This window comes from Tolypothrix bouteillei VB521301, from assembly GCF_000760695.4.
In the GTDB taxonomy this organism is placed as follows: Bacteria; Cyanobacteriota; Cyanobacteriia; order Cyanobacteriales; family Nostocaceae; genus Scytonema; species Scytonema bouteillei_A.
Window position 1 is genome coordinate 8,987,044 of the sequence record NZ_JHEG04000001.1, and the last position, 13,871, is coordinate 9,000,914.

Genomic DNA, 13,871 nt, shown 5'->3' on the forward strand with positions numbered 1-13,871 from the left:
TAACAACTAACCACCAACCACTGATGGTGTTTTAGTAGCTGCTTGGGTGCGACGGTCTTTAAGATAAGAGAAGAACTCGCGTCCTTCACGCAGGCGACGTACTAACATTTGAGGATTGGTTAGCATTTCACCCACAATTGGGATGATGGCTTTGGGTCGAAAATAAAAACGACGGTACATTTGTTCTACTGCATCTTCAATCTCAGCACTCGAGAGGTTTGGATATTGCAGTGTAGACATTTGAATTCCAGAGTTTGCCACTAGGGAAGTGTCACTAAACCAACCGTTAGTCTGAGCTTGTCGATAGAGTTCAGTACCCGGATAGGGGGCGGCGATAGAAACTTGGATGGTATGAGGGCTCATCTCGCAAGCAAAGCGAATGGTTTCCTCAATTGTCTCGCGGGTTTCGTTTGGTAAGCCAATGATAAACGTTCCGTGTACGGTGATGCCGAGTTTGTGGCAGTTCTCCATGAACTTTCGCGCCACTTCTAACTTAATGCCTTTCTTAATGCCATCTAGAATTTGTTGATTACCCGATTCAAAGCCTACTAATAACAGCCGCAAACCGTTATTACGTAGCTGTTTGAGAGTCTCGTAGTCTAGATTTGCACGGGCATTGCAGCTCCAAGTCAGCTTTAATCGTTTCAAATGTTCGCTGATGGCGATCGCTCTATGCTTGTCAATGGTGAAGGTGTCATCATCGAACATATATTCTTGCACCCGATCGCCAAAAATAGCTTTAGCTTCTTCCATTTCTCGCCCAACTGCGTCTGGGCTTTTGCTACGGTACTGATGTCCGCCAATAGTTTGAGGCCAAAGACAGAAGGTGCATTTAGCAGGGCAACCTCGTCCTGTATAAAATGAAATATATGGGTGCAGTAAATATCCTATGAAGTATTTTGTAATATCCAAGTCCCGCCCGTAAATTGGTAGTACGCTCGGCATAGCGTCCCAATCGTGAATCAGTTCGCGCTCGGGATTGTGATGGATGCTACCGTTGCGATCGCGGTAGCTGAGACCTTGGATTCGATCCCAATCCTTCCCCTCGGCTAAATCCTTACAAGTGTAGTCAAATTCATTGCGACAAACAAAGTCAATGACTGGATTCTCTCTAAGGGTTTCATCTGGTAAAACTGCCGTGTGTGCTCCAACAAAACCAATTTGCACATCAGGGCATTGTTGCTTAATTGCTAACGCACATTTTATATCATTTGTCAATGATGGAGTACTTGTGTGCATAATTACCAATTCATACTCTTTAGCAATTTGCAGCACATCTTCCACAGTTTGATTGTGTGGAGGCGCATCTACAAGCTTGCTTCGAGGAATCAAGGCTGCAGGCTGAGCTAACCACGTAGGATACCAAAAAGAAGTTATTTCACGTTTGGCTTGGTATCGGGAACCCGCACCGCCATCAAATCCATCAAAGGAAGGAGGATTGAGTAGCAACGTCTTCAGCATAAGTTTTTGTTTTGAAAGTAGGGAGTGGGAAGTAGGAATTAATCTCCAATTGCTTTTTTATCCTTTGCCTATTGACTCATAAAAATACTGTGTTTGTATAGAAGAGTTCTTTAAAAATAGGATTAGGGTTAGTGCCATCCAAAGTCAAGGTATGTTAGTCAAGATATGAAAATATTGAACTATGTCTTAAATTAAAGGTGCTGTGAGTGTGAGTAAGTGTGAGGAGCAATTTTGAGCAACAGTAAAGCGGTACAGATCCCAAAATTTATTCCAGTATGGGGATTGTCTTGTCACTGTTTTTGTGGTGTGTGAGGATGAAAGTTCTCTTTGGGAAGTATGTGTCAGGAATGTGACAAAAAGACCAAGTTTTTTAGGTGCTCATGTTACTTAATTGATTTATGAGTGCAATAACATCACTCCGGCTCAATTTTTGTTTGCCATTGACAAGAGCTTCAAGAGTGCCATAAGCCAAAGTTAGTGGAATCTGGCAGAAGTCCATGGCTGGTCCTAGGGGAAGAGAACTGATATAAGCATCTGCCATGGCCAAATTGCGACGGGCGTACTGATGCATTTTCTCCTCAGACCAACCCTGCGGATAGAAATCTACCCCACGAGATAAATCTTCTCTGTGGTTGCGGAGGATATTAACCGCCTGCAAGCCCCGACCAAATCCAATAGCGTGGGTACGGTTTGTCTGTGTTCCATCATACCAAGCCCACAAATCGGAAAGCATTAAGCCAACTGCACCAGCAACTCCAAACGTATAGCGATCTAAGTCCGATTCATTATCGATCTTCCAATTACGTTCTGCCCAGTATGCCATTCTATCTGCCATAGCAGCCGTAGCATCCCAAATCCGAGGTGCAATTGTTGCAGGAGCCAGTATTGCCCATTCTCGAATCCGAAGGGAGACCTCTGGTAGTATATCTTCATGAGTGCTGAATCCTTTGTGAAAGGCATCAACGGGAAAACCATCTACCCCTGCTTGTAATGTCAAGCTAATTGCTCGCAACAAATTTGCCTTGGTAGAGTTATCTAGTTCTGCGTGGTCTTCAATTTCATCAATGGCTCGCAAACACAAGTAAGCTGATGCTACGGCTTCTTGCAAACCAACTGGTAAACGAACTATTGGGATATAAAACGTCCGGCTCGTTTCTCTAAGGATATTTAAGGCGTCTCCATACAAGTCCATATGATGCAACTCCATTGAGTATTGTTAGCTTGCTTAATATTGTTGGTTAAAAAGTAACTACCCAAATCAAAAAGTTGGGATTGCTGAAATCTCTGTGCTCGTTTACCTGACAACTCTCATTCTTCATGAGTTATTGGTAATAGAGCAAACCCAATCCAGCAGTCACCAACTTCTGACTCCAAGGACAGATACCGAGCAGTTATTTTCTTCATAAGAAGATTAAAATCATTTGCCAAACATGGCATCGGTTTCCACCTGTTGGACTTGTTAGCTATAGCTCATCTTTAATTTTTGGCATTCACCTCTAATATGAACGCTCACCGTGCTATGTATTACCCAAGCTGTACGGCTCATCTTTTGCAAGCTAGTCTCCTCTATGTGCAACGGCAAACGGTTATACACCTGCATTGATTTCAAATAACGACGATAATGGAGGGTTTGAAAGTTCCCAACCACCCCCTGCTTGCGACTAAGACACTAAAAGCTCTTAATCCCTTTACTCACAAAACTGTGTTTGAGGGTCTTTTCTTGTCTGTAGATCGAGCAGGGCATAGTTGGCAAAATATTAAGTTATATAACACATATATCACTTCCCAACCTAGAAAAGCTGAATGCTTGTTATGTCTTTGGTTTAAAGAAATGATGAAGCAGGACATGGGAACTGTATATTGATTTTTTCAATATTTTGGTCTTCAATCCCTACTTTTATAAGACCTTTACACGATAAGCTAATAATTGTGAACTTATAATACAATATATAAATAATGGCTAAAAAGCAAAAATTTCCTTACCTAGTTGGTTCCAAATGGACTTCTCGAACAAAAATCGATGGCTGGCGACACTTCCAAGTTGTGAATCGCAAAAACCAAGGGAAGTGGGTCTACGCTGAGATGGTCGCTTCTTGCGATCCCAAAGTCCGCTTTTGGATGAATGCCAAGTTATTACAAGACACCTCACAATGGCAATCGGGTTGGCAATCTCTACAAGAAATGCAGGTTATGGAAGGTGCTTCTTAAACTTTGTTCTAATGAGTGCTGTCGTTTAAGTCAATTTTTAAATTGTAACTATTATTTACACTATTAAAGGCGATCGCTAACGCATTCCAGTTAGATCCCCGACAACTTCTGAAGATACAGCTTGCGATTGGGGGTAAGACCTCCTGAATCTATCTAGTGGCTCTAGCTGAAAATCAAGCCAGCGCAGTTCTCAACGTCTCATCTCTAGTTACTCCTTTTGCGCCCGAAGATTAGCTGTTGAGGTAGCACCTGGCGTAGAGGAGAGGGGATTAGAAATTACATGGGTAATTTTACACAGAGCAGCGAGTCAGCTAAGGAAGTTGAGCCTTGAGGAAGGTCTTCCCAGACGGAGTTTGGGAACGAGAGATAAGAAAGAGTCTCATGAGGGTTACTACCTCTTATTCAAGGGTCAGAATCCTTAAACTCAGGTACATTCTGTTTTGTTTTTTGTAACCTTTTTTATAAAAAATATATTTAAACTATTAATAAAATCAATTTTAAAGCTAAAAACTGCTTCCGTACTTCTAATAAAGAAAAAATCATTTGATTAAAGCTCCATAAGCCTTATAGATGCGTATTTCAATTTAACAACCCCTTTCTTTTCCAAGTCATTTGCACAATAATGGCATTCACATACCTTACAAATCGCCTCCTGGTCTAGGTGAAGGCAAGTGTTTAAGCCAAAAGTTTGACAAAAAACGATAAGAGGCAACAACAGTGAAACTAGCAGTTTATGGAAAAGGTGGTATCGGTAAATCCACCACAAGCTGTAACATATCCGTCGCCCTAGCCAAGCGCGGCAAAAAAGTGCTGCAAATTGGTTGCGACCCAAAACACGACAGCACCTTCACCCTCACTGGGTTCTTAATTCCAACAATCATTGATACTCTTCAAGAGAAAGATTATCACTACGAAGATGTTTGGCCCGAAGACGTTATTTATAAGGGTTACGGTGGAGTAGATTGTGTTGAAGCTGGTGGACCACCAGCAGGTGCGGGATGTGGCGGTTACGTAGTAGGCGAAACCGTAAAATTACTGAAGGAACTTAACGCCTTTGATGAGTACGATGTTATATTGTTTGACGTTCTCGGTGACGTAGTCTGTGGGGGTTTTGCAGCACCCTTAAACTATGCTGACTACTGCATGATTGTGACCGACAACGGCTTCGATGCTTTGTTTGCGGCTAATCGCATTGCTGCTTCAGTTAGGGAAAAAGCCCGGACTCACCCACTGCGTCTGGCTGGATTAATTGGTAATCGCACCTCCAAGCGCGATTTGATTGACAAATACATCGAAGCAGTTCCCATGCCAGTTTTAGAAGTATTGCCTTTAATTGAAGATATTAGAGTTTCTCGTGTGAAGGGCAAGACTTTGTTTGAGATGGCAGAAATTGACCCATCTCTCAACTACGTCTGTGATTATTATCTCAATATTGCAGATCAAATTTTGGCGTCCCCCGAAGGTGTAGTACCTAATGACGCTCAAGACCGGGAATTATTTACTTTGTTGTCTGATTTTTATTTAAATCCGGGTAAACCACAGGTTCCTAACTCAGAAGAAGAATTAGACTTGATGATTGTATAAATCATTAAAGTTCCAAGATGGGGGACAATATGGCTTTTTTTCATAGTTTTACGGACTCTCTCAAGCAAAAGTGGTTACAATTTTTTCAAATTAACCGGGATTGGATTACTCTCCATATGGAGGTAGAGTCAGTTTACACCCCTGATGGTGGTAAGCGACCCCCTTCTTACCTCATCTTGGGAGTAGCTAACGCGCTAGAACCAAAATTAGCGCAGTTAATGCTACCCTTTTCTAGACTGAATCCTGATGCTGACACCTTAATTGAGGTGCTCGATTTAAATTTCGACCCAGATATTGCTCTCGGTAACCGTATTATCCCCAGAGTTGAGACACAAACAAGTGGTGAAGACCTAGCTTCTGATGAGGAGACATCTAACCACTCGCACTTAAACGGCTTTGCAGTAGCAGCGGTTGATTTAGATACTGATGGGGAAACTCTCATGGTTGTGAACACAACTATAGAGGATGTGAAACGAGCCGATGAGGTACAAGAAGTTTTAAACGGATTCGGATACGATTCCTTTCATAACAATGAAGATAATGAGTTAAACAGCACATCTGCAGCAGATGTAGTTGATGATTTTGGCGATATATCCTTTGATGAGTTGAAAGGTGAGGACAGCACCAATTTTGAAAAGGCAACAGAATCTACTACTAATGGTAATGGTGAGTTTTCTGAAGTCTTATCAGATATCTGGGGCGATGAATCCGCAGCAAACAAGGATAAAGAAGACACGGATAACGATATGTTTTTAGGGGAAGACCTATCATCTAGCGATCTGGATGATTCAGAAATTGCTAGTCTCTTCCCCAATAATTAATCTTGGCTAATGGCTAATGGTTAATAGCTAATGGCTAATAGCTAATAGCTAATGGCTAATGGCTAATGGCTAATGGTAAGAACACAATTAGCAACGAACAATTAGCAATTAGCTATCTAAAAAATTTAGGGGAGAAAACACCAAAATGACAGTTGCTCAACCAGAAGCTTTAACTTTTGAGTGCGAAACCGGAAACTATCATACTTTTTGCCCGATTAGCTGCGTAGCTTGGCTTTACCAAAAAATTGAAGATAGCTTCTTTTTGGTGATAGGTACAAAAACTTGTGGCTACTTCCTGCAAAATGCAATGGGAGTCATGATTTTTGCAGAACCCCGCTATGCAATGGCAGAGTTAGAAGAAGGCGATATTTCTGCCCAGCTGAATGATTATGAAGAGTTAAAGCGGTTGTGTTTGCAAATTAAGCGCGATCGCAATCCCAGCGTAATAGTTTGGATAGGCACGTGTACGACAGAAATTATCAAAATGGATTTGGAAGGCTTGGCACCCAAGCTAGAATCCGAAATCGGTATACCCATTGTTGTTGCACGTGCCAATGGTTTAGATTACGCCTTTACCCAAGGGGAAGACACCGTATTGGCTGCTATGGCAGCACGTTGTCCTGATAAAGCCCCCACAGTAGAAGCTGAGAAAAACGAACGCAATGCTATTCAAAAGCTGCTTAATTTTGGTAAGAAAAAAGAAGACGTTGCTAGCGAAGAATCTGAGTATACGGATCATCCTCCGCTAGTCCTCTTTGGTTCTCTCCCCGATCCTGTTGTCACTCAGTTAACTCTAGAACTTAAGAAGCAAGGCATTAAAGTTTCTGGCTGGTTACCTGCTAAACGTTTTACCGAACTTCCCGTTCTTGAAGAAGGATATTACGTTGCAGGAGTCAATCCGTTTCTCAGCCGTACTGCGACGACTTTAATGCGTCGCCGCAAGTGCAAGCTGATTGGAGCACCCTTCCCCATTGGTCCTGATGGTAGCCGCGCTTGGATTGAAAAAATCTGCTCGGTTTTTGGCATCACTCCCAAAGGATTGGATGAACGGGAAGCCCAAATTTGGGAAAGTTTGGAAGATTATATAAAACTGATTCGTGGTAAGTCCGTTTTCTTTATGGGCGATAACTTGCTCGAAGTTTCCTTAGCAAGATTCTTGGTGCGTTGCGGGATGACTGTTCCTGAAGTCGGTATTCCTTACATGGATAAGCGCTACCAAGCTGCTGAGTTGGCATTTTTAGAAAAAACTTGTCAGGAAATGGGCGTACCCCTACCCAAGATCGTGGAGAAGCCAGACAACTACAACCAAATTCAGCGCATTTACGATTTGAAGCCAGATTTGGTAATTACTGGGATGGCTCATGCTAACCCATTAGAAGCCAGGGGGATTAACACCAAGTGGTCTGTAGAGTTCACTTTTGCTCAGATTCATGGCTTTACCAATGCTCGTGACATTCTAGAGTTGGTCACGCGTCCACTGCGTCGGAATAACAATCTCAAAGATTTGGGTTGGGATAAATTGGTGAAGGAAGAAGCTAAAATTTAATCTTAGTCTCTAAAAAGCAATTTGTAGTATTTGTATAGGAGCGCAGCGATCGCTCCTATTGTTTTTATATATGGCAAAACTTATGAATGCTACACCCTCCAACGATGAAAATCAGGAAATGCTAAAGTGGCTCAACCGCAATCGCGAACAGTTAAAAGAGTATGCCCATCAGTACATTGCCTGTAATAGCAATGGCATAATTGCTCACGGTAGCGACTTACGTCAAGTTCTAGAGTTAGCAGAAGCTTCTGGAGAAACTTTTGCTATTTATTTAGTACCTGGTTTTACCGGCTCTATTGTTATTTTACCTATTCGGTTACGCTCAGTCAGTCGTCATGAATGGCTACCTAACTATCAAGTAAATCTCAAACATAGAGATTTGGAAATCCAAGCAATTATGTTAGTTGATTCAGGGGCTGATTTTAGTTTAATTTCACTCAAGGCAGGTCAAGATTTGGGATATGCGTTGGCTGACGGAGAACAAACATTATTAGCACAAACAGTAGGCGGAACTGTTGAGTATGTTTTACGCAATGTTGAAATGACGATTGATGGAAAAAGCTTTATAGCCCCCGTGGCATGGTTGCAAAACAATACTACAGATGTCATGCTTTTGGGACGAGAGGCTGTGTTCGATCGGTTTAATATTGAGTTTAGACAAGCGGAAGAAAAAATTATTTTTTCATGGCGTGAAGAGTTAAAGCAGTGACATCACTAACTTTGCTACTCATGCACCAATTAATACAAATAATGCAACCCCAATCATCACAATCAACGTTACCTTACCACCAGGAACAAGAGTTTGAACAGTACTGCGTAAATCTTCCTCCTGTTCTTGACGCTGTTTCCAACTCATCAATGCAGGAAGAATTCCTCCTAAAACTGAAATACTGAAGGTTCCTGCATAATCTAAAGCTGTGAGAAAGATATTGGGATTCAGTGCTGATAAACTCATGGGAGGCAAAAGAATTAGGGAGTAAAGGGGCAAACGTTTGGAAGATTCTTGGGGGGTTACGGGAAAAATATCTTTGAAAAAATCGAGCAAGCCGTAAACAAATCCAATAAATGATGTCACGATCGCAAACTCAGAAAAGATAGAAACTAGGACTCCGAGCCATTGTCCAGCACTCCCCGATTGTAGAATGTAGAGTGGATCGAAAGTTTTCCCACTCGCTGTACCCTGAATTGCATCTACACTGATACTTCCCAAAATAACTGCATTCCAAGCTAAGAACATGACTAGGGGAATGGCGGAACCAACAACGATAGACTGGCGAATTTTTGGTGCATCTCCTTCAAGCTGGGTGACGATTGTAGGAATCACGTTATGGTAGAACAGTGCTACAAACATGACGGAGACAGCAGGGGGGAGTGCTTTCCAGTCTTGAAAGAAGAATGATGATATATTAAGGTGGGTGGCTCCTAAAAACAACAATCCCAAGAATGAAGTCAACACGATCGCAACGAAAGCGCTGTTTAATTTCTCAATAAACTTTTCTCTGCCAAGATACAAAATGCCACCAAAAAGGAGAGTAAAAGCCGTTGTTCCTATCCAAGTAGGGAAAACATAATGTAGCCCTAAAATTTTTTCTACAGATGATACTAAAATATCGCCACCTTGGGAAACATAAGCCACAAGTAAGGCATAGTGTAAGAACAAGTATGCCCCACCAGCAATTCTTGCTCCTAATGAACCCAGCGTCCTCTCAACCATCACCAACAGACCTAAACTGGGACGTCCTACACGACGCATCGCATTCAAACCCACTTCTGCAATTAAAAGCCCTGAAACCAAAGCGTAAAGCCAAACACCTATAAGTAGTACTGTAGATGGTACGACTCCAGATGGTAATGTCACTGCGGGTAGCGCAAGAATTCCAGCACCAATAGTGGTTCCTGCAATCAGCGCTGTACTTCCCAAAACGCTTCCTGGTTGATGGGTCAGTTTATTTTCGTAGAGTTCTAGGTTAGAAAACAACCGAGTGACATCTGGGCTGTTGGGCTTCAGTACCATTTTCATAAGATTTGACTGAGATACACGCTTTTTTAAGTTATATGTTAACTTCTGTAACCTATTGTGGCAAAATACTTCGTGTTGCTAAATTTCACGTGCGTGCGATCGCAAAATACAACAAAATCTCAAAAAGTTGGGTTTCGTTCCTCAACCCAACCTACACTGTTTATAATTTATCCCTTATCTAAGGGGTATTGGGAACAATCTGCAAACAATAGAAAAAGTAGAATAAGCGAGGTTTACTCTCTGTGTTGTTGATTCAACCAAATTACTAAATCACCCACTTCAGAGAAATCAACGAAAGCTTCTGCTAAATCCTCCAATTGCTTAATGGATAATCCCTGTACTTGTTCCACCAATAATGAATCTAGTTGACTAAAACGCCGATTAAGCTGACGCATGATTAATAAAATTGCTTCTTGTTTTCTTTCTTTTGCAGCAATATCTTGATAAATCACTGATTCTCTCATCATATCCTCCGGTAAAAATTGATGAATTAAATCCTTCATATAGGGGGAATCCTTGCCACAATTCCTTTCTTCAAAGGTTCCGGTCTTTCCGCCCAAGGTAACAAACCTTGGGGATGTAAGTGGTATTTGCTAGCACATTCAAATACCCCTAGAATTTCCACTGATGATAAATTAGGTGATATGTCACCAAAAAGATACGTATATTTATTGATAGAGGCAAAAGAAATCGCGCAGGAACGACTGCACGCACTCATGCATTCTACAGGTTGAATGATAAATTCCTCATGCAAGTCCCACTCTTGATGGTGTTGCTGCAACGTCTTGAGTAACTTTTCTCCACCACTTTCACCTATACGCTTTCCATCTTGCCATTGGCTGGCACAACTGGTGCAGACGAACAAAGTATGTTGAGTTTTCATTTATACCTCATACGTTAGAGTAAAATTTAGGTGCTCCTACATAATGTACTGCATACAATTCGTGCGATCGCCCTCATCCTTACCCTAGATCCTTCAAGGCAGAAGAATTTTTGGCTTTCCCAAAGCAGTTTCATCCTCATTGCCAAAGGCTGGGAACGAGGAGGAGAACCAAACCTATCATTTGCCAACAGCATTCTTCAACAAGTCGGGGATCTGAGCAGCTTAGCAACCACTCGTACAGCCAAGTATCAATGGCAGTGGATTTTCTAGTTTTTCTATACCTGTATTTGAAGGTAGGCTTTATATTCCTTCATGAGAAAATGAATTTCTTGATTTTTGTAATATTACAATTTATACCTTGATTTTAGGTTATAAAAGAGGGTAAATTTCTTAAATTATATAAATCCTCCTGTTAACAAATACTTTTTAAAAGTTTATTAAGTCATCAGTAAAATCACGCAATCACTCATGAAGTTTGTGAAGGGCATTCTATGATTATCCAGAATATGGAATTATCTCCAGCTAATTATGAATTCAGTGAAAACACGTATAAAGAAAAGAAAGTTAATATTCTTCTGGTAGATAATTGCAATCAAAGCTTAGTTGCTTTAGAAGCTATTCTAGGTTGCCTCAAACAAAATTTGATAAAAGCAAACTCCGGTTGTGATGCCTTAAGATTTCTTCTAGCTGTAGAATTTGCCGTAATTTTACTGAACGCTCATATGTCAGACATGGATGGTTTTGAAACAGCAAAGCTGATTCGACAACGACAGAAAACCGAACAAACTCCAATTATTTTCCTTCTTCCAACATTTAATTACTCTAAGGATTCTATCTTTAAAGGTTACTTATTAGGTTTAGTCGATTACGTCGTTCAACCTTATTCCGCAGAAATACTGATACCTAAAGTTAAAGCATTTGTAGATTTGTTTAAAATGACAGTGAAATTAGAACAACAAGCAATGTACTTCAAAGCTATTCATAAAGAACTTCAGACTCAAATTACCGATCGCCAAACTGTAGAATTGGAACTACGAAAATCTCTCAAAAACTTATCTGATATTAAATTTGCTTTAGATAAAGCTACTATTGTGGCAATTACTGATGCTAGGGGAGTTATTACTTATGTAAATGATAAATTCTGTGAAATTTCCAAATACGACAGAGAAGAACTGATTGGGAAAACCCATCAACTCGTTAATTCAAGTTATCATTCCCAAGATTTTTTTCAAAACCTTTGGTCAACGATTCGTCAGGGAAAAGTGTGGCAAGGAGAAATCAAGAATAAAGCCAAAGATGGAACATTTTATTGGGTTGACACTGTTATCGTCCCATTTCTTGATAGTGAGGGAAAACCATTTCAATATTTAGCAATACGCTTTGACATTACTTTACGCAAACAAGCACAGGAAAAACTACAGCACCAAGTCTTTTATGACGCCCTTACAGGTTTACCCAATCGGCTCAAGTTTTTAGATTGTTTGAGTCAATGTATCAAGCGAGCTAAAACTAACTATGACTATCATTTTGCTGTGTTATATATCAGCCTGAATCGCTACCAACTGATTAAGTACAGCCTCGGTCACTACCAAGGCGAACAACTGCTCATTGAAGTAGCTTGTCGTTTGTTAACATACTTGTGTCCCGTAGATATGCTATCCCGAGTAGGAGAAGAAGAGTTTGCCATCTTGCTAGCCTATACTCCCAATGCACAGGATGCAGAGTTTGCAGCAAAACGTATCCATCAAGCTATGAAATTACCTTTTAAACTTACAGAATCTGTGGAATCTTGTACTGCCAGCATTGGCATTGTTCATAACGAAATTGGGTACACCCAAGCTGAAGACTTTCTACAGGCAGCAGATACTGCAATGCATTATGCTAAAAAGCAAGGAGCATCGAACACAGCAGTATTTAATACGAATATGCAGTTACAAGTTGTTGCCAGACTGCAAATGGAAGCAGATCTTGCTCAAGCAATTCAACTCCAAAAGTTACATCTCAACTATCAGCCTATAGTGTCACTGGTAACTGGAGAAATCACTGCTTTTGAAGCGTTGGTACGATGGCAGCACCCCAAACACGGGCTGATTTCCCCAAATGATTTTATTCCGGTTGCAGAAGAAACAGGGTTAATTATTCCCCTCGGTCAGTGGGTTTTAATGGAAGCTTGTCGGCAATTACGTCACTGGCAAGATAAATTACCCAAACGCTTGCCTGTTTCAATGAGTGTGAATTTATCCGGTATTCAATTGGTTCAAACCGATTTGGTAGAACAAATTGACCAGATTTTACAAGCTGTTGGTTTGAATGGCTCTTTTTTAAAGATAGAAATTACTGAAAGTGTTTTAATGAATAACGCTGATACAGCCTCCGACGTTTTAAAGCAACTGCAAGAAAGACAAATTCAACTGTTGCTTGATGATTTTGGTACTGGTTATTCCTCACTATCATACCTACACTGTCTTCCCATCAATGCCTTGAAGATTGACCGTTCGTTCATCCGTCAAATAGCTGTTGGAAGTAAAAATTCCGATATAGTGAGGACAATTGTTAACTTAGCTCGCAGCTTGGAGTTAGATGTCATTGCAGAAGGAGTGGAGACAGAAGAGCAGTTTATCCATTTGCGATCGCTAGGATGTGAATATGGGCAAGGATACTTTTTCTCTAAAGCACTCAATAGCGAAGCTGTTACCGCCTTAATGAGCGCAAACCGTTGACTCTTTGCCCTCAATTATTTTTCAATAAAATCTCCAACTCGCAGTATAAAAAAACAAAGAATTTACGAATATTTTTAGGTAGTGTACCTGGACAATACCTCAAGTATATTTCAAAAATATTATCATAATTATACAACAGCTTAATATTAATTAATTTTTTAAGTAGAAATTCTAAAAAATTAATTAAACTTGGAGATTTTTCTATTTTCAGCACTTAGTTATTGGTCGGAATCATTTATTATTTATATACACAGTTCTTTTCTAAAAAATCTGTTTTATTAATTTTCGTTAATATATCAATTGATAGTAATTGATGTGTACAGAGAAGCTTTTTTAGCCTTGAAAATCCATAGAATAGTTATGAACAGTTTTGTTATTCAGTGTAGTCAAGAATTAGAGCCATGTTTGTGTAATCTGGAAAAATTAACCGAACAGAAGGTCAATATTCTTCTTGTGGATAACAGCGTAGCTAATTTACTTCTTTTAGAAGAAAAACTGAATCAATTGGAACAAAACTTTATTGGAGAGACTCAACACTCAAACTCAGAGTTCTGCAAGTAATAATAATACATCAAGCGCGGAGAGCAGAGCGGGTAACTCTGCATCAAGTAATAAGATAGAAAATCCT

At 40.4% G+C, this 13,871-nt stretch carries 13 protein-coding genes; 8 read left to right on the top strand and 5 right to left on the bottom strand.

Annotation, left to right across the window (positions count from 1 at the left end):
- Positions 1 to 6 precede the first annotated feature (6 nt).
- On the bottom strand, positions 7 to 1,461 hold the full coding sequence (gene hpnJ, locus HC643_RS36765; protein WP_038079414.1) for a hopanoid biosynthesis associated radical SAM protein HpnJ: 1,455 nt from the start codon (positions 1,459 to 1,461) through the stop codon (positions 7 to 9).
- Between the two features lie 370 nt (positions 1,462 to 1,831).
- Positions 1,832 to 2,653, bottom strand: a complete 822-nt coding sequence (locus HC643_RS36770) for a squalene/phytoene synthase family protein (protein WP_038079428.1) — start codon at positions 2,651 to 2,653, stop codon at positions 1,832 to 1,834.
- A 764-nt stretch (positions 2,654 to 3,417) separates the two neighbouring features.
- On the opposite strand from HC643_RS36770, the gene HC643_RS36775 reads away from it, so the two are divergent.
- From HC643_RS36775 to HC643_RS36795, 5 genes are all read left to right on the top strand, one after another.
- Entirely contained in the window at positions 3,418 to 3,669 is a 252-nt protein-coding gene (locus HC643_RS36775) for a TIGR02450 family Trp-rich protein (RefSeq protein ID WP_038079411.1), read from the top strand.
- Between the two features lie 717 nt (positions 3,670 to 4,386).
- The gene (gene bchL / locus HC643_RS36780) at positions 4,387 to 5,253 is read left to right on the top strand and encodes a ferredoxin:protochlorophyllide reductase (ATP-dependent) iron-sulfur ATP-binding protein (RefSeq protein WP_038079407.1); all 867 of its coding nucleotides are present in this window, start codon (positions 4,387 to 4,389) and stop codon (positions 5,251 to 5,253) included.
- A gap of 29 nt (positions 5,254 to 5,282) precedes the next feature.
- On the top strand, positions 5,283 to 6,074 hold the full coding sequence (locus HC643_RS36785) for a DUF5331 domain-containing protein (protein ID WP_038079426.1): 792 nt from the start codon (positions 5,283 to 5,285) through the stop codon (positions 6,072 to 6,074).
- A gap of 145 nt (positions 6,075 to 6,219) precedes the next feature.
- The gene (locus HC643_RS36790; protein WP_038092927.1) at positions 6,220 to 7,620 is read left to right on the top strand and encodes a ferredoxin:protochlorophyllide reductase (ATP-dependent) subunit N; all 1,401 of its coding nucleotides are present in this window, start codon (positions 6,220 to 6,222) and stop codon (positions 7,618 to 7,620) included.
- An 82-nt stretch (positions 7,621 to 7,702) separates the two neighbouring features.
- Positions 7,703 to 8,329, top strand: coding sequence for a retropepsin-like domain-containing protein (locus HC643_RS36795; RefSeq protein WP_038092930.1), 627 nt, complete (start codon positions 7,703 to 7,705; stop codon positions 8,327 to 8,329).
- Between the two features lie 18 nt (positions 8,330 to 8,347).
- On the opposite strand, the gene HC643_RS36800 is transcribed toward HC643_RS36795, so the two are convergent.
- From HC643_RS36800 to HC643_RS36810, 3 genes are all read right to left on the bottom strand, one after another.
- Positions 8,348 to 9,640, bottom strand: a complete 1,293-nt coding sequence (locus tag HC643_RS36800; RefSeq protein WP_050045530.1) for an amino acid permease — start codon at positions 9,638 to 9,640, stop codon at positions 8,348 to 8,350.
- A 233-nt stretch (positions 9,641 to 9,873) separates the two neighbouring features.
- A complete protein-coding gene (locus tag HC643_RS36805) occupies positions 9,874 to 10,143 on the bottom strand; it encodes a DUF4351 domain-containing protein (protein ID WP_038092933.1) in 270 nt (89 codons plus the stop codon).
- Positions 10,140 to 10,523, bottom strand: coding sequence for a DUF1636 domain-containing protein (locus HC643_RS36810; protein WP_038092936.1), 384 nt, complete (start codon positions 10,521 to 10,523; stop codon positions 10,140 to 10,142). The genes HC643_RS36805 and HC643_RS36810 overlap by 4 nt, the downstream gene beginning before the upstream one ends.
- A 30-nt stretch (positions 10,524 to 10,553) precedes the next feature.
- Here HC643_RS36810 and HC643_RS36815 point away from each other — a divergent pair, with 30 nt between their 5' ends.
- The 3 genes from HC643_RS36815 to HC643_RS36825 all read left to right on the top strand — a co-directional run bounded on the left by HC643_RS36815 (position 10,554) and on the right by HC643_RS36825 (position 13,804).
- A complete protein-coding gene (locus HC643_RS36815; RefSeq protein WP_038092938.1) occupies positions 10,554 to 10,793 on the top strand; it encodes a hypothetical protein in 240 nt (79 codons plus the stop codon).
- A gap of 221 nt (positions 10,794 to 11,014) precedes the next feature.
- Positions 11,015 to 13,243 (top strand): two-component system response regulator, encoded by a 2,229-nt coding sequence (locus HC643_RS36820; protein ID WP_167844832.1) that lies wholly within the window; start codon positions 11,015 to 11,017, stop codon positions 13,241 to 13,243.
- 360 nt (positions 13,244 to 13,603) lie between these two features.
- Positions 13,604 to 13,804, top strand: coding sequence for a hypothetical protein (locus HC643_RS36825; protein ID WP_167844833.1), 201 nt, complete (start codon positions 13,604 to 13,606; stop codon positions 13,802 to 13,804).
- The last annotated feature ends 67 nt before the right edge of the window (positions 13,805 to 13,871 follow it).